We start from the raw sequence: 20,161 nt of genomic DNA on the forward strand, positions 1-20,161 counted from the left end.
CGATGCAGTGCCCCGTCCGCTCCCGCCCCCGATGCCCGTCCGCCCCGCGTCCTTTACCGACCGCGCCGCCCTGCCCGTCACCCTGCTGATGCAGGCCGCCGCCTCGGCGGCCGTGGTCGCGCCGCCGGTCGCCGCCTCGGCGCTGCCCGCCGCGCGCAGCGCCGGGCCGCTGGCGGTGGGGCTGTACGTGGCGATCGTCTACATCGCGGCGATGGTGTCGAGCCAGTGGGGCGTGGCCCTGGTGCGCCGCTGGGGCCCTATCCGCACCAGCCAGGCATCGCTGCTGTGCTGCGCGGCCGGCGTGGCGCTGCTCGCGGCGCCGTCGCCGCTGGTCGCGCTGGCCGGCGCGGCGCTGCTCGGCCTCGGCTACGGGCCGGTCACGCCGGCGAGTTCCGAGATGCTGGCGCGCACCACGCCGCCGCACCGCTACGCGCTCGTGTTCTCGCTCAAGCAGACGGGCGTGCCGCTCGGCGGCGCGCTGGCGGGGGCGCTGGTGCCGGTGGTGCTGACGCGGGCCGGCGCCGGCTGGGCGCTGGGCCAGATCGCCGCGCTGTGCGTGCTCGGCGCGGTGCTGGCGGTGCCGTTGCGGGCCGCGCTCGACACGCTGCGCGAGCCCGCGGCGTCGTGGCCGACGCTGCGCGGTGCGCTGGTGCCGATCCGCTTCGTGCTGGAGCGACCGGCGCTGCGCCGGATCGCCCTCTGCACACTGGTGCTGTCGGGCGTGCAGGTCAGCCTGACCTCATACCTCGTCGCCTACCTGCACCAGGACCTGCTCTGGAGCCTGGTGGCGGCGGGCCTGGGGCTCACCGTGGCGCAGGTGGCCGGCATGGCGGGGCGGGTCGCGTGGGGACTGGCGGCCGACCGGATCGGCGACGGGTCGCGCCGCACGTTGCGGGGCTTGGCCTGCGCGATGGCCGTCTGCGGCCTGGCGCTGCCGCTGCTGACGCCCGGCGTGCCCCCGGCTGCGATCCTGGTGCTGCTCGCGGTCTACGGCGGCACCGCGGTCGGCTGGAACGGGGTGTACCTGGCGAGCGTGGCCCGCGCGGTGCCGCGCGCCGAGGCCGCGATGGCCACCGGCGGCAGCATGGCCTTCACCTACCTGGGCGTGGTGCTGGCGCCGCCGGTGTTCGGCGCAGTGGCGCAGGCGACCGGCCGGGTCGGCCCGGCCTATGCGCTGCTGGCGCTGCCGCTCGCGCTGGTGCTGTTCTGGCTGCGGCCGCCGCGCGGCTGATGCTCTCGTTTCGATAGCTGACTGCGCAGGCACCACCTGCGCAAAAGGCCGATTTCCCCCGGATGTCGACCGCCGCCGAAGATCAGACCCGCTCGAAGATCCCCGCCGCGCCCTGGCCCATGCCCACGCACATCGTGACCATGCCGTACTTCAGCTGCTTGCGGCGCAGCGCATGCACCACCGTCGCGGCGCGGATCGCACCGGTCGCGCCCAGCGGATGGCCGAGCGCGATCGCGCCGCCCATCGGGTTGACCTTGGCCGGATCCAGCCCGAGCGTGTTCAGCACCGCGAGCGACTGCGCGGCGAAGGCCTCGTTCAGCTCGATCCAGTCGATGTCGTCCTGGCGCAGGCCGGCGGTGCGCAGTGCCGCCGGGATCGCCTCGATCGGGCCGATCCCCATGATCGCCGGCGGCACGCCCTTGCTCGCGAAGCTGACGAAGCGCGCCAGCGGCTGAAGGCCGAAGCGCTGCACCGCCGCGCCGCTCGCGAGGATCAGCGCCCCGGCGCCGTCGGAGGTCTGCGAGCTGTTGCCGGCCGTCACCGAGCCCCGCGCGGCGAACACGGTCTTCAGCTTCGCCAATCCCTCGATGCTGGTGTCGGGCCGCGGGCCTTCGTCGAGCGACACGGTGCGCGTCGCGACCGCCACCTCGCCTGTTTCCAGGTCGGGCGTGCGCTCGGTCACCTCGATCGGCACGATCTCGTCGGCGAAGTCGCCCGCCTGCTGGGCGGCCAGCGCGCGCTGGTGCGACTGCAGCGCGAAGGCGTCCTGCGCGTCGCGGCCCACCTTCCACTGCTGCGCCACCTTCTCGGCGGTCAGGCCCATGCCGTAGGCGATGCCCACGTCGCCGTCGCGCGCGAAGATCGACGGCGACAGCGACGGCGCGTTGCCCATCATCGGCACCATGCTCATGCTCTCGACGCCGGCGGCGACCATGACCTCGGCCTCGCCGACGCGGATGCGGTCGGCCGCCATCTGCACCGCCGACAAACCCGATGCGCAGAAGCGGTTGACGGTGATGCCGCCGATGCCGGTCGGCAGCCCCGCCAGCACCGCGGCGATGCGCGCCACGTTCAGGCCCTGCTGCGCCTCGGGGATCGCGCAGCCGCAGACGATGTCCTCGATCGCGGCCGGGTCGAGCGACGGCACCTGCGCGAGCGCCGCCTTCAGCGGGGTGGCCAGCAGGTCGTCGGGCCGGGTATGGCGGAAGAAGCCGCGGTGCGACTTGCCGATCGGCGTGCGGGTCGCGGCGACGATGTAGGCGTCCTGGATCTGTTTCATGGCGGGCTCCTGGCCGGCGGTTTCTCTTGTTTCAGGAACACCGCGGAACCGGCTTGGCCGGGCCGCTGGTGTTGCCCCCTGCAAGGGGGTGGGCGGAGGGCACGATGTGCGCGCAGCCTGGGGGGTGGGCTTAGTTCCTTACCGGCTTGCCGGTGTTCAGCATGCCCATGATCCGTTCCTGCGTCTTGGGGTGCACGATCAGCGAGCAGAAGGCCTTGCGCTCCAGCGCCATCAGGTATTCCTCGGTCACCAGCGTGCCGGTGTCCACGTCGCCGCCGCAGACCACCTCGGCGATCAGCCCGGCGATGTGGAAGTCGTGCGCGCTGATGAAGCCGCCGTCGCGCATGTTGACCAGCTGCCCGCGAATCGTCGCCACGCCGTCGCGCCCCGCCACCGCGAAACGGCGCGGCAGCGGCGGCCGCCAGCCGGCATCGGCCATCGCGCGGGCCTGGCCGAGCGCCACGTGCAGCAGTTCGTCCACGTGCGGCACGACGACGTCGCCCTCCACCAGGTAGCCGAGCTTTTTCGACTCCAGCGCGCTGGTGCCGACCTTGGCCATCGCGGCGGCGGTGAAGCCTTCGGTCAGGAACGGCAGCAGGTCCTTGGCCGTAGACGCGGCCGCGTTCTCGGCGGCGCGGCGGGCGATGTAGGTCAGGCCGCCGGCACCCGGCACCAGGCCGACGCCGACCTCGACCAGGCCGATGTAGCTCTCCATCGCCGCCACCCGGCGGGCGCAGTGCACCGCCAGTTCGCAGCCGCCGCCGAGCGCCATGCCGCGCACCGCGGCGACCACCGGCACCGCGGCGTAGCGCAGCCGCAGCATCATCTGCTGCATCTCGTGCTCGGCGCCCTCGACCGCGTCGGCGCCGGCGACCACGAAGGCCGGCAGCATCGCCTGCAGGTCGGCACCGACCGAGAACATCGCGTCGTTCGACCAGACGACCAGCGCACGGTAGTCCTGCTCGGCCAGCTCGACCGCGCGCACCAGGCCCTCGGTCACGTCGGGGCTGATCGCGTGCATCTTGGTCTTGATGCTGGCGATCAGCACGTCGGCATCGTCGCCAGCCAATGTCCAGAGGCGGATCGCGTCGTCCTCGTGGACCGTCGTGCCGCTGGCCTCCACCGTGGGCCGTCCGTCGCCGCGCACGCCTTCCGGGAACCGCTGGCGCGCATGCACCGGCAGCACCCGCGGTGGTACGAAGCGGTTCTGCGACGGGCTCCAGGAGCCTTCCGGCGTGTGCACGCCGCCGGCCGCGGCGACCGGGCCGTCGAATACCCAGGCGGGCAGCGGCACCGACGACAGAGCCTCGCCGCGGTCGATGTCCTCCTGCACCATCTTCGCCACGTCGAGCCAGCCGGCTTCCTGCCACAGCTCGAACGGGCCCTGCCGCATGCCGAAGCCGCGGCGCATCGCCAGGTCCACGTCGCGTGCGGTCTCGGCGATGGCGCCCAGGTGCGTCGCGGCGTAGTGGAAACCGTCGCGCAGGATCGCCCACAGGAAGCGGCCCTGCGCGCCTTCGCTGCCGCGCAGCAGGCGCAGCCGTTCGCCGGCAGGCTTCTTCAGCATGCGGCCGTAGACCTCGTCGGCCTTGCCGCCGGCGGGCACGTAATCGCCGCTCTCCAGGTCGAAGCGCAGGATGTCGCGGCCGACCTTCTTGTAGAAGCCGGCCTTCGACTTCTGGCCGAGGTGCTTCAGCTCCAGCAGCTTCGACAGCACGGCGGGCGTGCCGTAGCTGCCGTAGAACGGATCGTATTTCGAGGCCCCTGCGGTAGCGTCCGCGCTCAGGTTGTCCTGCAGCGTGCGCACCACGTGCGCCATCGTGTCCAGGCCCACCACGTCGGCGGTGCGGAAGGTGCCGCTGCTGGCGCGGCCGAGCTTCTTGCCGGTCAGGTCGTCCACGATGTCGAACGGGATGCCGAACTTCTCGGCCTCGTGCATCGTCGCCAGCATGCCGGCGATGCCGATGCGGTTGGCGATGAAGTTGGGCGTATCGTGCGCGCGCACCACGCCCTTGCCGAGAGCGCTGGTGACGAAGGTCTCCAGGTCGTCGAGCACGCCGGCCTGCGTGGCGGGGGTGTCGATCAGTTCCACCAGCGCCATGTAGCGCGGCGGGTTGAAGAAGTGGATGCCGCAGAAGCGCGGCCGCAGCGCTTCGGGCAGCGCCTCCGACAGCGCGCCGATCGACAGGCCCGAGGTGTTGGACGCCAAGATCGCATGCGGTGCCACGTGCGGCGCGATCTTTTGGTAGAGGTCGCGCTTCCAGTCGAGCCGCTCGGCGATCGCCTCGATCACCAGGTCGCATTCGCCGAGCCGCGCGAGGTCGTCCTCGTAGTTGGCCTGCTGGATCAGCGCCGCGTCCTCCGGCACGCCGAGCGGCGCGGGCTTCTGCTTCTTCAGCGTCTCGACCGCCCGGGCGACGATGCCGTTCTTCGGGCCTTCCTTCGCCGGCAGGTCGAACAGGATCACCGGCACCCGCACGTTGACCAGGTGCGCGGCGATCTGCGCGCCCATCACGCCGGCGCCGAGCACGGCGACTTTCTTCACGAGAAATCGGGACATTCTTTTGCTTTCGATGGATGCGGCCGCGCCGTCAGTTGACGCGGGTCCAGGTCTGCGTGCGCCAGAACGGGCCCAGGTAGCCGCGCACCTCCAGCTTCGTGCCGCCGTCGATCGGGGTGAAGCTGGCGCGGTACTCCTTGCCGTTCTCGGGGTCGAGGATCTTGCCGCCCTCCCAGACGTCCTTGCCGTCGGCCTTTTTGCCGCCGCGCACGATGTCCAGGCCGAGGATCGTCTTGTCCTTGCGGTCGTCGGCGCATTCGGTGCAGCGCGCGGCCGGGTCGGCCCCGTTGCGCAGCAGCTTGTCGACCCGCCCGGACAGGCCGGAGGCGCCGTCGGCGATCACCACCTGCGACTTCGGCTCGCCGGTCTTCTCATCGGTGGTGCGCCAGGTGCCGACCGGGGTGGACTGGGCGCACGCAGCGCCGGCGGCTGCTACCAGAACGATAGCTGTCAGGGCATGTCTCATGGGCGCAAACCTCGTTTTTCGATCAGATGGCGGAAGGTCAGGCGAACACCGCGTCGGTGTCCATCAGCGCGCGGGAGCCGGCGCGGGCGGTACGCATCAGCGTCGCGGTCTCGGGGAACAGCTTGGCGAAGTAGAAGCGCGCGGTCTGCAGCTTGGCGGTGTAGAACGGGTCGGTGCTGCCGTCCGCGATCTTCTTCAATGCGACCTGCGCCATGCGGGCGAAGAAGTATCCGAACACCAGGTGGCCGGCGACGCGCAGGTAATCCACCGCCGCGGCGCCCACCTCGTCCGCGTTCTGCGAACCCTTGAAGCCGATCTCCATCGTGAACTTGGTCATCTGGTCGGCCAGCAGCGCGACCGGCGTGACGAACTCGCTCATCTTTTCGTTCACGCCCTCCTCTTCCACCAGCCGCGCGACCAGCTTGCCGAACTTCTTCAGCGACGCGCCGTTGTTCGACAGGATCTTGCGGCCCAGCAGGTCGAGCGCCTGGATCGTGTTGGTGCCCTCGTAGATCATGTTGATCCGGGCGTCGCGCACGAACTGCTCCATGCCCCACTCGTGGATGTAGCCATGGCCGCCGAACACCTGCTGGCACTGGGTGGTGGCGTTCCAGCCGTTGTCGGTCAGGAAGGCCTTGACGATCGGCGTCAGCAGCGCGACCAGCTCGGCCGAATCCTTGCGCACCTTCTCGTCGGGATGGTGCAGTTCCTTGTCGAGCAGCAGCGTGCAGTACATCAGCAGCGCCCGGCCGCCCTCGGCATATGCCTTGGCGGTGAGCAGCATGCGGCGCACGTCGGGGTGCACGATGATCGGGTCGGCCGGCTGGCTCTTGTCCTTGGTGCCGGTCAGGCTGCGCATCTGGATGCGGTCCTTCGCGTAGGCCAGCGCGTTCTGGTAGGCCACCTCGGTCAGGCCGAGCGACTGGTTGCCCACGCCCAGGCGGGCCGCGTTCATCATGATGAACATCGCCGCCAGGCCCTTGTTCGGCTCGCCGACCATCGTGCCGATGGCGCCGTCGATCACGATCTGCGCGGTGGCGTTGCCGTGGATGCCCATCTTGTGCTCCAGGCCGCCGCAGTGGATGGTGTTGCGCGCGCCGAGCGAGCCGTCGGCGTTCATCAGGAATTTCGGCACGACGAACAGGCTGATGCCCTTGCTGCCCTTGGGCGCGTCCGGCAGCCGGGCCAGCACCAGGTGCACGATGTTCTCGGTCAGGTCGTGCTCGCCGGCGCTGATGAAGATCTTGTTGCCGGTGATGCGGTAGGTGCCGTCGGCCTGCGGCTCGGCCTTGGTGCGCAGCAGGCCCAGGTCGGTGCCGCAGTGCGGTTCGGTCAGGCACATGGTGCCAGTCCATTCGCCGCTGGTGAGCTTGGGCAGGTAGGTCTGCTTCTGCGCGTCGGTGCCGTAGGCGTGCAGTGCCTCGTAGGCGCCGTGCGACAGGCCGGGATACATCGTCCAGGCCTGGTTGGCCGAGTTCAGCATCTCGTAGAAGCACTGGTTCACGACGAACGGCAGGCCCTGGCCGCCATAGGCCGGGTCGCACGACAGCGCCGGCCAGCCGCCTTCGACGTAGCGGGCGTAGGCGTCCTTGAAGCCGGCGGGCGTCGTCACCTCGTGCGTCGCCTTGTCGAGCGTGCAGCCCTGCTCGTCGCCGGTCAGGTTGAGCGGAAAGGCCACCTCGCTCGCGAACTTGCCGCCCTCCTCCAGCACGGCGTTGATCGTGTCCACATCGACCTCGGCATGGGCCGGCAGCGCCTGGAATTCGGAGGCGACGTCGAGCACTTCGTGCAGGACGAACTGCATGTCGCGCAGCGGGGGGGTGTAGAGGGGCATGGCGTCTCCAGAAACAATGAACGGAAGGAAGTCAGGCGCCGTAGCGGCCGAGGATGTTGTCGAAACCGGTGTGGGCGCGGGTGAGGGAATCGGGCGTCTTCAGGAACCGCGCCTCGTAGTGCAGCGCCAGGATCAGGCCGTGGATCTCGAAGGCCATCTGCTTCTCGTCCACGTCGGGGCGCAGCTGGCCCTGCTCGCGCGCCTGCTCGATCGCGCGGTGCACCGCATCGAGCCAGGTCCGCACCGAACCCGCAAGCGCGTCGCGCACCGGGCCGGGCCGGTCGTCGAACTCCACCGCGCCGCTGATGTAGATGCAGCCGGAATCCAGCTCGACCGACGTGCGCCGCATCCAGTTGGCGAACAGCGCCCGCAGCCGCGGCAGCCCGCGCGGCTCCTGCATCGCGGGGTAGAAGACCTCGGCCTCGAAGCGGGCGTGGTACTCGCGGATCACCGAGATCTGCAGCTCCTCGCGCGAGCCGAAATGCGCAAACACGCCCGACTTGCTCATCTGCGCCACCTCGGCCAGCGCCCCGATGGACAGGCCCTCAAGGCCGATCTGCGTCGCCAGCCCCAGGGCGGCATCGACGATCGCCGCCTTGGTCTGCTGGCCCTTCTGCAGCGCGCGTCCTTCCCGGGGCGGGCGCGGCGGCTTGGAATCGGAAGTGACGGCGGGCATGGTCAGTTTTAAAACGAACGGTCGTACTATTTTGCACGCCGGCAGATCGACGCGCAAGGTGGCGGTGTTGGGGGTATCCCTAGCTTTTGCACAGAGCAGCTTGAGCCCAGCGCAAAAAATAGACGGCTCGTCTGATAGTTCCTATACTTTTCAGACAATCCGTCTGAATCAGACGGAACACGACCGGAGACAACCCTGTGAACCACCGTATCCGCATTGCGGCCCTCCTGGCCGCAGCCCTGTCGCCGCTGGCGTCCGCCCATGCGCAGGACGCACCGCTGCCGAAAACGATCAAGATCGTCGTTCCGTTCTCGCCGGGCGGAAGCAACGACCTTTTCGCGCGAGCGCTCGGTCAGAAGCTGGCCTCCCGGTGGGGCGTCCCGGTGGTGGTCGACAACCGGCCGGGCGCCGGGGGAACCATCGGCGCACAGGCGGTGGCGAATGCGGAGCCCGACGGCGGGACGCTGCTGCTCAATTCGGTCAGTTTCACGACCAACGCGGCCGTGCAGCCCCGGCTGCCCTACGACCCGATCAAGTCGTTCGCGCCGGTCGCGCTGCTCAACCGTGGGCCGATGCTGCTGATCGCCGGCAATGCCACCGGCTACCGCAGCACGGCCGACGTACTGGCCGCGATCCGCAGCCCCAAGAAGGATGTCAACTACGGCTCGGCCGGTCCCGGCTCGATCGGGCAGCTGGCGGGCGAACTGCTCAACGCCACGACCGGCGGTCAGGCTGTCCATGTGCCCTACAAGGGCATCGCCAACGCTACCGCGGACATGATCGGCGGCAACCTGCAGGTGATGGTGACCACCGCCGCGTCGGTGGCCGGGCCGCTCAAGGCCGGCAGTCTCCGCCCGATCGCCGTCACTTCCGCCGAGCGGTCGCGTTTCATGCCCGATCTCCCGCCGGTGTCGGAGACGGTGAAGGGCTACACCGTCGAGTCCTGGTGGGGGATATTCGCGCCGGCGAAGACTCCCAGGCCGCTGGTCGACCGGCTCAACGCCGAGATACGCGCCATCGCCGATACGCCGGAGATGCGCGAGCTTTTCGCCCGCGAATCGACCGAACCCGGGAACCTGAGCGCCGACCGGTTCGCGGCCTACGTGCAGGCCGAGGTCGTGAAGTGGCGCACGCTCGCCCGCGAGCGGAACATCACGGTGGACTGACCCTGCGGGGCGTCCGCGCCCTCAGGCGCGCGACGGCCGTGCCAGTTTCAGCTTGAAGGGCTTTGCATGGGGCTCCGCGAATCCGGCAGGGTCGCCCCCCAGGTCGAAGGTCAGACGCCCTGCGGCCTCCATGACCAGCGGCAGGCACGTGCGGAACGCCTCGGTGTCGAAGCGGTAGAGCGGCACCCCGAGCGACAGCGCACAGACCAGCTTCTGGCCGACGCCGAACACCGGGCAGGCGATCGCGGCGCTCTCGGAATCCCGCTCGGCCAGCGACACCGCGTAGTGCGCCTGCCGGACATGGTCGAACACCTCGCCCTCCTGCCCCGCCCAGGCCAGCAGCACCTTGCCGGCGGCGCCCTTGTCGAGCTCCACGCGCGCCCCTTCCCGCACGTTCATGCGCACCATGCGAGGCTGCTCCACCCGGTGCAGGCAGACGCGCGCGTCGCCCTCGCGGACGTACAGCGCTGCAGTCTCCTGCGTGCGCTGCGTGAGGTCGCGCAGGACCGGCAACGCGACGTCCTGCAGCCGGAAAGACGCCTGGTAGATGGTGCCCAGGTGGAACGGCATCGGTCCCAGCATATAGCGGCCGTCCTCCAGTCGCTTGAGGAAACGGAAGTGCTCTAGCGATTCGCAGAGCCGCAGGATGGTGCTGTGGTACAGGCCGGTGGCCTGCGTGATCTCGGCCAGCGTCATGCCGCCGACGCTGTCCTGGAATGCCATCAGGATCGACAGCGCACGGTTGACCGAGGCAACGCCCGGATCGTCCTGTTGTTTCATCGGAGTTCCCTTCGGGCCGCATCCTAAGCGATTGACAAGGACTACCAGCGCTCCGAAAATCGTTTAATAGACATTCTGTCTGTTTTAAGGAAACCTTCGACCATGAGCCAGCTCCCGCGCAAGACATTCGATCCCACGGCCCGCGGTCCGCTGGAAGGTCTGCGCGTCGTCGACATGAGCCGGCTGGTGGCCGGCAACATGCTGACGCTGCAGCTCGCGGACTTCGGTGCGGACGTGATCAAGGTCGAACCGCCCGAAGGCGACTCGCTGCGCAACTTCAAGACCGAGGGACTCGACCTCTGGTGGAAGACCTACGCGCGCAACAAGCGCAGCGTGGGCATGGATCTGCGGCGCCCGGAGAGCATCGTTTTGCTGAAGCAGCTGATCGCCACCGCCGACGCGCTGGTCGAGAGCTTTCGCCCCGGCGTGCTGGAAGACATGGGTCTCGGTCCCGAGGTGCTGCTGGCGCTCAACCCACGGCTGGTCATCACCCGGATCTCCGGTTGGGGCCAGACCGGTCCCTACCGCCGCAAGCCCGGTTTCGGCACCCTGGTCGAGGGCTACAGCGGCTTCGCAGCGATGAACGGCTTCGAGGACCGGGAGCCGGTGCTGCCGCCGATGTTCCTCGGCGACATGACGACCGGCCTCTACGGCGCCAGCGCGACTTTGACCGCGCTCTGGCACATCCAGGCCCATGGCGGCGGAGGCCAGGTGATCGATCTGTCGTTGTTCGAGCCTATGCTGTCGATCCTCGGACCGCAGGCGGCGAACTTCCGATTCACCGGCAAGCGCAAGCCGCGAACCGGCAGCCGTTCCAGCACCACGGCGCCGCGCAACGTCTACCGGACCGGCGACGGTCAATGGGTCTGCCTGTCCACCGCGTCCAACAGCATGGCACGACGGCTGTTCGAGGCGATCGGCCAAGCGTCGCTGCTCGACGATCCGCGCTTTGCGACCAATGCGGCACGGCTGCAGAACATCGAGACGGTCGACAGCGTTGTCGGCGACTTCGTGCGCAGCCGCACGCTGGCCGACAACCTCGCGTTCTTCGATTCAGCCGGGGTGACGATCGGACCGGTGCACGACGCAGGACAGGTACTGGACGACGACTGGGTCGCCGCGCGCGGAAGCCTGGTCGAAGTCGAAGACTCCGACCTGGGCAGCCTGCCGATGCACGACGTGCTGCCACGCCTGGGCAGCACGCCCGGGAGCTTGCGCCTGCAGGCACCGACGATCGGCCAGCACAACGCCGACATCCTGCGTCCGCTGACCGACGCTGCGACCTATGCCGTTCTGCTGTCCTCCGGCGCCCTGGTGGGCAGCCCGAGTATTGCGGTCTGAAGATTCAACCCACCAAGGAGATGACCATGAATGCCCTCGGACAACCGATCCGCTCTCCCGGCGCCTGGAAGGGCCCGGATATCGACTGGACACAGCACGGGCTGCACGTGCTGAACGATGCCGAACTGCAGGAGATCGACGATGCGCTGCAACATCTGCTGTCGCTCGGCGATCTGGATTTTCCGGCCATCACCCGCGAGACCTTTCCCCTGCGGACCGTCGGCGCACTGATGGCATCGCTGCCCGAGCGCCTGCGCACCGGCTGCGGCTTCCTGATGCTGCGCGGCCTGCCGCGGGAGCGCTATTCCGACGACGACATGGCGCGCATCTATTTCGGCCTGGGTGCCTACATCGGTACGCCGATGACGCAGTCCTACCTCGGCGATCTGCTGGGCCATGTGGTCAACGTAAGCGATTTCGAACCCAAATCGCGCGGCTACCGCAAGGGCGGCGGCCAGCTGATGCATACGGATTCCTGCGACATCATCGGCTTGATGTGCCTGCGCACCGCGATCTCCGGCGGTGCGAGCCGCATCTCCAGCGCGCTCACCGTGCACAACCACCTGCTGGAACATCACCCGGAGTCGCTCGAAATCCTGCGCCGCGGCCTCCACCTGAAGCGCACCGACGAGGACGGCCGGCGCGCGACCCGCACCTACAGCGAGGCGCCGGTACCCTTCTTCACGCAGCACGGCGAGGAAATCACCTGCTACCTGCCCACGGGCTACGCGCGTCTGGCGGAAAAGAGCGGCGCCCGACCTTTCAGCCAGGCGGAGTCCGACGCGCTGTACCACGCACGCAAGGCGGCCGCCTCGGAGGAGAACTACCTCGACATGGGCTTCAAGGAAGGCGATATCCAGTTTCTGAACAACCGCATGATGGTCCACGGTCGCACCGATTACGAAGACCACCAGGAACTCGGCAAGCGCCGGCACCTGCTGCGCATGTGGCTCCGCGTGGCCTCCTGGCCTGCCATGCCGGCAGAGCAGGTGTTCCACACGGACGAGGACATGCGCTTGTGGAGCACCAGCCGCCGGCCGCTGATGGAGCTGCCGTCGAACCATGACCGCGACCTGCTCGCCGGGGTCGCGGGTGCGATGGTGGAGTGACGGGGCAGCAGCCCCATCGCCTCAGAGGATGCGGGCGAGGCTCGCGTCTAGGTATTCGGACGGCGCTCGGCGGAAGCCCGACCGGGCGTAGCGCTGCATCCGTCCGACCACGAAGGCGGTGAGCATCGATGCCTGGGCGGGGCTCCCGTCCTCGCCCTCACTGTCAGCATGTGCGCCGGCCCGCAGGCTCTGGCTGAGAGTGGCCTCGACCTTGTCGAAGAACAGGTTCATGCGTTGCTGCAACCGGTCGTTCTCGAACACCAGCGCATCGCCCACCATGACGCGCGTCATGCCGGGGTTGCGTTCGGAGAAGTGCAGCAGCATCGCGACGATCTGGGCCGCCTGCAGGGTGCCGACCCGTTCCTTTTCGAGGATCTGGTCGATCAGCGAGAACACCGATTCCTCGATGAAGTCGATCAGCCCCTCGAACATCTGCGCCTTGCTGGCGAAGTGGCGGTACAGAGCGGCCTCGCTCACTTCCAGTCGCGCGGCCAGCGCTGCGGTGGTGACCCGGTCCGCACCGGGCTTTTCGAGCATGGCGGCCAGTGCCCGCAGGATCTGGATGCGCCGCTCGCCGGGCCGCGGGCGCTTGCGGGACAGGGTTGCAGCGGCCGCGGCAGCCCCGTCGGCCAGGTCAGCCGCGGGAAGAGAGGGAGTAAAAGCCTCGGACATCGTTGTAACCGTACGTAATGTCCGAAATTCTCGCACAGCAACCCCGTCAGGAAGCTGTCGACCACTGTCGCATCGGCGCCTCACGGCGCCGACCTACACGCCTCAATGCGCGCGGATCATCGTGCCGAACGCCTGGTCGGTCAGGATTTCCAGCAGCAGCGCATGCGGCACCCGGCCGTCGATGATGTGCACCGAGTTGACACCGCTACGCGCCGCATCTAGCGCACCTTCAATCTTCGGCAGCATGCCGCCGGAGATGGTCCCATCAGCGAACAGGCCGTCGATCTCGCGGGCGCTCAGGTTGGTCAGCAGTTCGCCCGCCTTGTTCAGCACGCCCGGCGTGTTGGTAAGCAGCAGCAGTTTCTCTGCCTGCAGCACGGTGGCAAGCTTGCCGGCCACCACGTCGGCATTGATGTTGTAGCTCTCGTTCTGCTCACCGAAGCCGAGCGGGCTGATGACCGGGATGAACTGGTCGTCCTGCAGGGCTTTCACCACGCCGGGGTCGATCCGCACGATGTCGCCCACCTGCCCCACGTCGTGCAGAACCGACGGATCGTCCCGGTCGGCGAGCTTGAGTTTCTGTGCGCGGATCAGGCCGCCGTCGCGGCCGGTCAGGCCGACCGCCTTGCCGCCCGCTTGGTTGATCAGGCCGACGATGTCCTGCTGCACCTCGCCCGCCAGCACCCATTCGACGACTTCCATCGTTTCGGCGTCGGTGACGCGCATGCCCTGCACGAAGGTGCCGGTCTTGCCGAGTCGCTTCAACGCAGTCTCGATCTGCGGCCCGCCGCCGTGCACCACCACCGGGTTGATGCCGACCAGCTTGAGCAGCACTACGTCTTCTGCGAAATCCGCCTGCAGCGCAGGATCCGTCATCGCGTTGCCGCCGTACTTGATCACCATGGTCTTGCCATGGAAGCGGCGGATGTAAGGCAACGCCTGTGCCAGGATTTCAGCCTTGTCGCGCGGTGCGACGGTGAGAACGGGATCGGTCATGAGCATTTCCTCGGAGTAGCGGACAGGGGGGCCGGATCAGCGCTGGATCCAGCCCGGCACCTTGAAGCGAACGATGGCCAAATAGGCGCCGACGTAGGTCACCACGAACAGCAGCGAAAAGCCGATGAGCACCGGCGTGTTCTGCCAGAACACGACCGCCGGCACCACGGTCACCAGCGTGAAGCCCCAGAGATAGGGCGAGGTCCGGTTGTTGCGGCTCAGCAGTTGCCGGGCCTCGTCGTCGTGCAGCACCTGGCGCACGATGCGACGGAAGATGAGCTGGTGGAAATGCAGTGCGTCCGCCATACCCGGCGAACCGCCCCGGGCGGTCTTGCGGTAGATCGAGAACACCGTCTCCCAGACCGGATAGATCAGCAGCAGGACCGGGAACCACGGCGAGACCTGCGGATGGCGCTGCACCAGCAGCACGCAGGCCACCGCGATCACCACGCCCCACAGGTAGGCGCCACCGTCCCCCGCGAAGATCAGGCCGCGCGGGTAGTTCCACACCAGGAAGCCGGTCGTCGCACCGGCCAGGCACATCAGGAAGGCCGCCAGCGACCGGTCGCCCACCTGCAGCGCCACGTGGGCGATCGCCAGACAGACCAGCAGTGCGACCGTGCCGGCCAGGCCGTTGTAGCCGTCGATGATGTTGAAGGCGTGGGGCAGGCCGGCGACGGCCACGACCGCCAGCACGACGCCGAGCATCGGCAAGGCCGCAAGCACCGGATCGATGAACGGCAGACCGAGACGGGTCACCGCGATGCCCAACAACAGACAGGCCAAGCCACCGGACGCGGCCGTCAGTGCCAAGCGGTACCGGACGGGCAGGCGCTGCGTGAGGTCTTCGACTACACCGGTGACAACGGCCGGCGTCAGCACCAGCAGCCACATCATCACGTCGCGCCAGCCGATGCGCAGGTTCAAAGGCAGAACGGAGCCGTCCAGAGCGGTCCCGAGCAGCCACGCCAGCGCCATCGCGCCGGCGATGGCGACTCCGCCCAGCCGCGGAACCGCTCCCTGATGGAACCGCTGCGGCAGATCCGTGCCGTACGCGGCCGCGTGCCGGTGCCGCATCCGCAGCACCCAGACGCTGCCGATGAAGGAAAACACGAACGCCAGCAGCGTCAGGACGACCATGGCATCGCCTCGTGCCCTGGACCGGCGGCCATCAGTTGAACTTGATGGTATCGCCGGAGAAGCCCATGCCCAGCCCGTCCAGCGCAGTGGGCGCCGGCGCCTGGCTGGCCAGTTGCCGGGCCTGCAGTGCAGCGGCGGCGGGCAACTGGTCGAGCCGGCCGGCTGCGAAGATTTGCGCATAGGCGAGCGTCAGGCCCCCGGCATCGCGCAGCGCCGCGAGCGCCGTGGCATCGAGCGTCTGGATGGCAGCTTCGTCTACCCGGAACAGGCCTTCCACCATCCGGATACCCGTGTCGCTTTTCAGTTCGATCTTCCACGGCACGATCAAGCCGGCGGCCGCGATCGCGTCGACCGCCCGCTGGGTCACCAGCCGGCTGTTTTCGACCTGGACCAGGAAATTCAGCATGTCGCGCGTCACCGCGGCAGGCTGCCCTGCATCGTCGAAGAACGGGTTGCCCTGTCCGGCCGCGACGATCCAGTCGCTGTCTTCGTGGACGCACAACACCGATTGTTCGGCGTCCTGCGGACGTACCAGCTTGAAGGGATAAGCGCGCACGGCAGCGGGCACGTAGGCGCCGTTCCACCGTCCATCGGGCCCGATGAAAAGATTGGATCCCGGCTGCAAGGAGGTCAGCGCCACCAGTTGCCAACCGGCACCTTCCGGCACGAAGGCGAGCGGCAGGCTCGGCACGAGCCGGCCCAGTTCGGCAGCGACCACCGGGATCAGGTGGGAGGCCGCAGCGACGCGGAAGTGCCCCGGGTTTTTCCAGGAACGGCCTGCGAAATGTTCGGGGGTGACGGCTTTGAGTTCGGACATCGTGGGGCGGTTCAGCCGTGGTACGGTCGGTGGATCAGCGGCCGGCGCGACGAGGGCGAAAAGTGCCGTGCGCCGGCCAGCGCCCGATTCTAAGAGGCGCTACCGGCGCCGGCGAGCGCATGGACCCACGCCACCTGACGCGGCAGGCAGACGGCCTGCAGGTCGTACTCCTGTTGCGCGTGCCGGCGCGCCGCCGCTCCGAGGCGGGCGCGCTCGTCCGGCTGTTCCAGCAATTCGCAGACCGTCTCCACCAGCGCACGACCGTCGAAGAAGTCGACCAGGCGCCCGGTCCGGCCGTCCACGATCGCTTCGGTCAGCGGCTGCGTGCGGCTCGCGACGATCGCACAGCCGATGCTCATCGCCTCCAGCAGGCTCCACGACAGCACGAACGGGTAGGTCCAGTACACATGCACCGTGGACAGCTGCAGCAGCGCCACGAAGGACGCATAGGGAATGTTGCCGAGAAAATGCACACGGGCAGGATCGATGGTGCCGCGGACTTCCTCCAGAAAAATGCCCTTCCAGGTCCGTCCGGCAGGCGGCTGCGCACCGTAGCTCACGTCGTCGCCCCCGACGAGCAGGACGCGCGCCTTCGGCCGGCGGCGCAGCAGCTCCGGCAAGGCCCGCATGAACACGTGGTAGCCGCGGTACGGCTCCAGGTTGCGGTTCACGAAGGTGATGATTTCGTCCTGCCGGCTCAAGCGCAGCGTGCCGCCGAGCGTCAGCTGGATGTCGGGTGCAGGCTGCAGCGCCTCGGTGTCGATACCGTCGTGGACGACCGTGATCCTGTCGCGGAAAGGCGTTGGAAAAGTGCTGCGCTGCCAATGGGTCGGTGCGATGCCGCCTTGGGCGCGCGCCATGTGCAGCACGTTGTTGACGTTCTTCAGGTGGAGCCGGCAGACCTCGCCCGGATCGCTGCTGGCAAATTCCGGATCGAAGCCGACGTCCGCACCTTCGGCACGGTAGAAGAATTCGCAGTAGATGCCGAGCCGTGCGGACGGCCAGACGTCGCAGAGGAACAGGCTTTCTCCCCAACCCGGATGGGCGACGACCACATCGGGCACGAACCCCTGTGCACGCAGTTCCAGCGCCGCCCGGAAGGCCGCTTCGGCCCGGATCGCCTTGGTCTCGAAATCGACCGCCCAGGGATGGATGCCGGGCGTGCTTCCGCGCGCGGGCCGATAGCGCAACAACCGTACGCCGGCCCACGTCTCGTCGCCTCCCGGCTGCATCGTCATCGCCACGACCTCGTGGCCCTGTGCTGCGAGGGCGGGCGCCAGATGCCGGAACTGGCCCGGAAAATTCTGGTGAACGAAAAGAACCTTCATCCGAGGTAGGCGAGTCCGGTCTGGGACAGACCTACCAGATCGACGTGGCTGGCATTCTGCGGAAGCTGGGCTGCCGCAGCCAGTAGCTGGGCCTGCGTGGTCGCCCCACCCTGCAACGCACCGACGTAAGTCTGCACCGCGTCAGCCGGCGCTTCCGAACCGAAAACGCTGCGCCACACCTGCCGCACGAAGGTCGCATCGTCGGCGCCGCCGGCAGTCTGCGCCATGAAGCCGATGCGGATCACGGTTTCGGCACCCTGCGCGAGCGAATGGCCCGCATCGAAGTACGAGAGAAATGCCCCGACCAGCCCTCGGTTCTGGAACGCGGCCGTACCCGCGACGGCGCCCAGCATCAACGCGGCCTTGCCCGCGTTGCCGGACAGGTCAAAAGCCCAGGCGCCGTCCGCAAACCGCAGGCGCTCCACCGACACCAGGTCGTCGATGCCGCTGCCGGCGGTGGCGTTGCCTGTCACCGTCCACCCGGTGGACGATGGCGCGAGTCGATAGTCGGCCCGCGCGTAGTCGTAGGTCACGCTGTCGATGGCAGACGTTCCGTAGAAACTGTCGCGGCCGACACCGCCCCGGAACGAGAAGCCGGTCGCCATCCCGCCCAGCAGACTGTCGTTGGCCGCCACGGCCGAGGCCAGCCACTGCGCCGTGCCGGTACCGAACAACCCGGCGTAGGTGGACTGGGTGAAGGTGGTGTTGCCGGCCGACGCGATCCCCAGCACCTGCGCCTTGCCGTCGGCACCGGTCGTCAGCAGCGGCCCACCCGACGATCCAGGGCCGAGCGCCGTTCCGATCTGATAGACGCCTGCCCCGTTGGCCGGACTCGCATAGGCGACTTCGGCCATCAGGCCGGTGCCGCGGCCGGGGTAGCCCGCAAGCGTGGCGCTGCCGGCGACGCGGGCCGACGACGTGGCGAGGATCCCGGTGACGTCACCGATCCGGGATTGCAAACCGATCAGCGCCAGATCGCCTTGCGATTCCGTGGCGGCGAGGTAGCCATCGCCATCCAGGTCCCAGTTGGCGGCACGCCCGGACAGGCTCACCACGTTGCTGTAGACCCCATAGGGCGTATCCAGAACGGGCCGGGTATCGGCCCCGGGAAATATGTCGATCTTCCGGGCCCAGCCCCCACGCGCCTGGTCGTAGACCACATGCATCGCCGTGAGCACGTCGTTGGCCCCCACGACCACACCCGACGCCCCGCTACGGGTGCCGTCCGACCATTCGCATCGGATGTAGCAGACGGCGCTGTAGGGCTGGCTCGTGCGGGCGGTGATCTCGAACATGGCGGCGCTCTGCGTAAAAAACAGGCATTGTCATCGCGGGAAGATGTCCCCGCGAGGGCAGGCCCTATTCTTCCTTCATCGAGGCCGCCATCCGCTTGGTCAGCGGATGCAGCAGGTAGGTCAGGAACGACCGTTCGCCGGTCTTGAACACCACCTCCACCGGCATGCCGGGCTGCAGGGTGCGCTTGCCCAGCTCCTTCATGCCCTCGGGCGTGACCGCGACGCGGGCGAGGTAGTAGGACATGTTGGTCTGCGGCTCGGTCAGCAGGTCACCCGAGATCGACTGCACCTTGCCCTGCACCACCAGCTGCGGCGAATGCGCGAACGAGGAGAAGCGCACGTCCACCTCTTCGTTGGGCTGCACCCGGTCGATCATGTGCGGCGCCACGCGGACTTCGAGCAGCAGGTTCTCGTCGGCCGGCACGATGTCCATGATCTTCTGACCCGGCGGGATCACGCCGCCGACCGACTGGAACGCGAGGCCGACGACCTGGCCCGCAGCGGGCGCCTTGATCTCGGTCCGGCCGAAATCGTCGCGGACGGCGCGGATGCGTTCGGCATCGGACTGCACTTCGCGGGTCACGTCGGCGAGCTGCGACTCGACTTCCTTGCGGTATTCCTGGCGGCGGGCGATCGCGCGCTGCCGCAGCTCGGCGATCGCGGACTGCGCCCGGGCGGTGTTGCCCTGCAGTTCGATCATCGCGGTGTTCGACTCGGCGAGCTGGCGGTCGAGTTCCAGTTGGCGGTTGCGCGGCACGTAGCCCTCGGTCACCAGGCCGCGGGTGTTGGATACCTGCTCCTGTAGCAGCACCTGCTGCTCCTTGCGGCTGGACTGCATGCCCCGGTAGGCCTGCAGCAGACTCTCCTGGCCCCGGATGCTTTCCTCGAGCGACTGCAGGTCAGCCTGCAATGCGGACCGGCGCGAAAAGAACAGCTGTTCCTGGGTCGCCATCTGCTGGCGGATCAGCGGATCGCCGGCGGCTTCCTTGAGGTCCGAGTGGAAGGTGATGGTCGACTGGCCGGCCTGCTCGGCCTGCAGGCGGCCCTGCATGGCCCGCAGGCCGAGGTAGCGCTGCCGGACCGCCTCGTAGTTGGACCGCGCGACCGCATCGTCGAGGCGGATCAGTACTTGGCCTTCGGTGACCCGGTCGCCCTCCTTCACCAGCACTTCGCGCACGATGCCGCCGGTCAGGTGCTGCACCGCCTTGCGTTTGGTGTCGATCGCCACCACGCCGGCAGCCGGCACGCCCTCGTCGAGCGGCGCGAAGGCGGCCCAGGCCAGGAAGCCGCCGAAGCCGATCGCAAGCGCCCACAGGCCGATGCGGCCCGCGCGGCGTGCGTCCGACGGCAGCTGGCGCTCGACGTCGACGAGTTCCGATGCGGCAGGGCCGTGGGCGGCCAGGGCATTCGGCGGAAAGGGCAGTTGGTCTTTTTTGTCCATGACGGGACCCAGCAAATGGCGGAAAACGGA

The 20,161-nt window shown here is 68.5% G+C and carries 17 protein-coding genes; 4 read left to right on the plus strand and 13 right to left on the minus strand.

The features are described from left to right. Window positions 1-31: 31 nt before the first annotated feature. Window positions 32-1,231 carry an MFS transporter gene (locus QZ500_RS18855; protein WP_295857534.1) on the plus strand — a complete coding sequence of 400 codons (1,200 nt, stop codon included), beginning with the start codon at window positions 32-34 and terminating at the stop codon, window positions 1,229-1,231. Window positions 1,232-1,313: 82 nt separating this feature from the next. Here QZ500_RS18855 and QZ500_RS18860 read toward each other — a convergent pair whose 3' ends face one another. The 5 genes from QZ500_RS18860 to QZ500_RS18880 form a co-directional block, all read right to left on the minus strand. Then, the gene (locus tag QZ500_RS18860; RefSeq protein WP_295857536.1) at window positions 1,314-2,510 is read right to left on the minus strand and encodes an acetyl-CoA C-acyltransferase; all 1,197 of its coding nucleotides are present in this window, start codon (window positions 2,508-2,510) and stop codon (window positions 1,314-1,316) included. Window positions 2,511-2,640: 130 nt separating this feature from the next. After that, entirely contained in the window at window positions 2,641-5,070 is a 2,430-nt protein-coding gene (locus QZ500_RS18865; RefSeq protein WP_295857537.1) for a 3-hydroxyacyl-CoA dehydrogenase/enoyl-CoA hydratase family protein, read from the minus strand. Between the two features lie 31 nt (window positions 5,071-5,101). Then, window positions 5,102-5,536: a DUF2147 domain-containing protein gene (locus tag QZ500_RS18870; protein WP_295857538.1), complete on the minus strand. Its 435-nt coding sequence runs from the start codon at window positions 5,534-5,536 to the stop codon at window positions 5,102-5,104. A gap of 37 nt (window positions 5,537-5,573) precedes the next feature. After that, on the minus strand, window positions 5,574-7,370 hold the full coding sequence (locus QZ500_RS18875) for an acyl-CoA dehydrogenase C-terminal domain-containing protein (RefSeq protein WP_295857539.1): 1,797 nt from the start codon (window positions 7,368-7,370) through the stop codon (window positions 5,574-5,576). 31 nt (window positions 7,371-7,401) lie between these two features. Further along, window positions 7,402-8,046: a TetR/AcrR family transcriptional regulator gene (locus QZ500_RS18880; protein WP_295857541.1), complete on the minus strand. Its 645-nt coding sequence runs from the start codon at window positions 8,044-8,046 to the stop codon at window positions 7,402-7,404. A 197-nt stretch (window positions 8,047-8,243) separates the two neighbouring features. Here QZ500_RS18880 and QZ500_RS18885 point away from each other — a divergent pair, with 197 nt between their 5' ends. Continuing rightward, complete coding sequence (locus QZ500_RS18885) at window positions 8,244-9,212, plus strand: tripartite tricarboxylate transporter substrate binding protein (protein ID WP_295857543.1); 969 nt, start codon at window positions 8,244-8,246, stop codon at window positions 9,210-9,212. A 21-nt stretch (window positions 9,213-9,233) separates the two neighbouring features. Here the strand turns inward: QZ500_RS18885 and QZ500_RS18890 are convergent, their stop codons facing one another. Next, complete coding sequence (locus QZ500_RS18890) at window positions 9,234-9,992, minus strand: IclR family transcriptional regulator (RefSeq protein WP_295857546.1); 759 nt, start codon at window positions 9,990-9,992, stop codon at window positions 9,234-9,236. 102 nt (window positions 9,993-10,094) lie between these two features. On the opposite strand from QZ500_RS18890, the gene QZ500_RS18895 reads away from it, so the two are divergent. Both QZ500_RS18895 and QZ500_RS18900 read left to right on the plus strand, forming a co-directional pair. Beyond that, a complete protein-coding gene (locus QZ500_RS18895) occupies window positions 10,095-11,333 on the plus strand; it encodes a CoA transferase (protein WP_295857548.1) in 1,239 nt (412 codons plus the stop codon). A 26-nt stretch (window positions 11,334-11,359) separates the two neighbouring features. After that, window positions 11,360-12,442 carry a TauD/TfdA family dioxygenase gene (locus QZ500_RS18900; protein WP_295857550.1) on the plus strand — a complete coding sequence of 361 codons (1,083 nt, stop codon included), beginning with the start codon at window positions 11,360-11,362 and terminating at the stop codon, window positions 12,440-12,442. Window positions 12,443-12,463: 21 nt separating this feature from the next. On the opposite strand, the gene slmA is transcribed toward QZ500_RS18900, so the two are convergent. The 7 genes from slmA to QZ500_RS18935 form a co-directional block, all read right to left on the minus strand. Beyond that, on the minus strand, window positions 12,464-13,114 hold the full coding sequence (gene slmA / locus QZ500_RS18905) for a nucleoid occlusion factor SlmA (protein WP_295857552.1): 651 nt from the start codon (window positions 13,112-13,114) through the stop codon (window positions 12,464-12,466). A 102-nt stretch (window positions 13,115-13,216) separates the two neighbouring features. Continuing rightward, window positions 13,217-14,110, minus strand: coding sequence for an acetylglutamate kinase (gene argB / locus QZ500_RS18910; protein ID WP_295857553.1), 894 nt, complete (start codon window positions 14,108-14,110; stop codon window positions 13,217-13,219). 36 nt (window positions 14,111-14,146) lie between these two features. Beyond that, the gene (locus QZ500_RS18915) at window positions 14,147-15,250 is read right to left on the minus strand and encodes a glycosyltransferase family 4 protein (protein WP_295857555.1); all 1,104 of its coding nucleotides are present in this window, start codon (window positions 15,248-15,250) and stop codon (window positions 14,147-14,149) included. Window positions 15,251-15,281: 31 nt separating this feature from the next. Beyond that, entirely contained in the window at window positions 15,282-16,067 is a 786-nt protein-coding gene (locus QZ500_RS18920) for a SapC family protein (RefSeq protein ID WP_295857556.1), read from the minus strand. Between the two features lie 89 nt (window positions 16,068-16,156). Further along, on the minus strand, window positions 16,157-17,395 hold the full coding sequence (locus QZ500_RS18925; protein ID WP_295857558.1) for a glycosyltransferase: 1,239 nt from the start codon (window positions 17,393-17,395) through the stop codon (window positions 16,157-16,159). Beyond that, window positions 17,392-18,690 (minus strand): trypsin-like peptidase domain-containing protein, encoded by a 1,299-nt coding sequence (locus QZ500_RS18930; protein WP_295857560.1) that lies wholly within the window; start codon window positions 18,688-18,690, stop codon window positions 17,392-17,394. The genes QZ500_RS18925 and QZ500_RS18930 overlap by 4 nt, the downstream gene beginning before the upstream one ends. Window positions 18,691-18,754: 64 nt before the next feature. After that, entirely contained in the window at window positions 18,755-20,131 is a 1,377-nt protein-coding gene (locus QZ500_RS18935; RefSeq protein WP_295857562.1) for an HlyD family type I secretion periplasmic adaptor subunit, read from the minus strand. Between the last annotated feature and the right edge of the window lie 30 nt (window positions 20,132-20,161).

Origin of the sequence: uncultured Xylophilus sp. (assembly GCA_913776965.1) — a bacterium.
GTDB lineage: Bacteria > Pseudomonadota > Gammaproteobacteria > Burkholderiales > Burkholderiaceae_C > Xylophilus.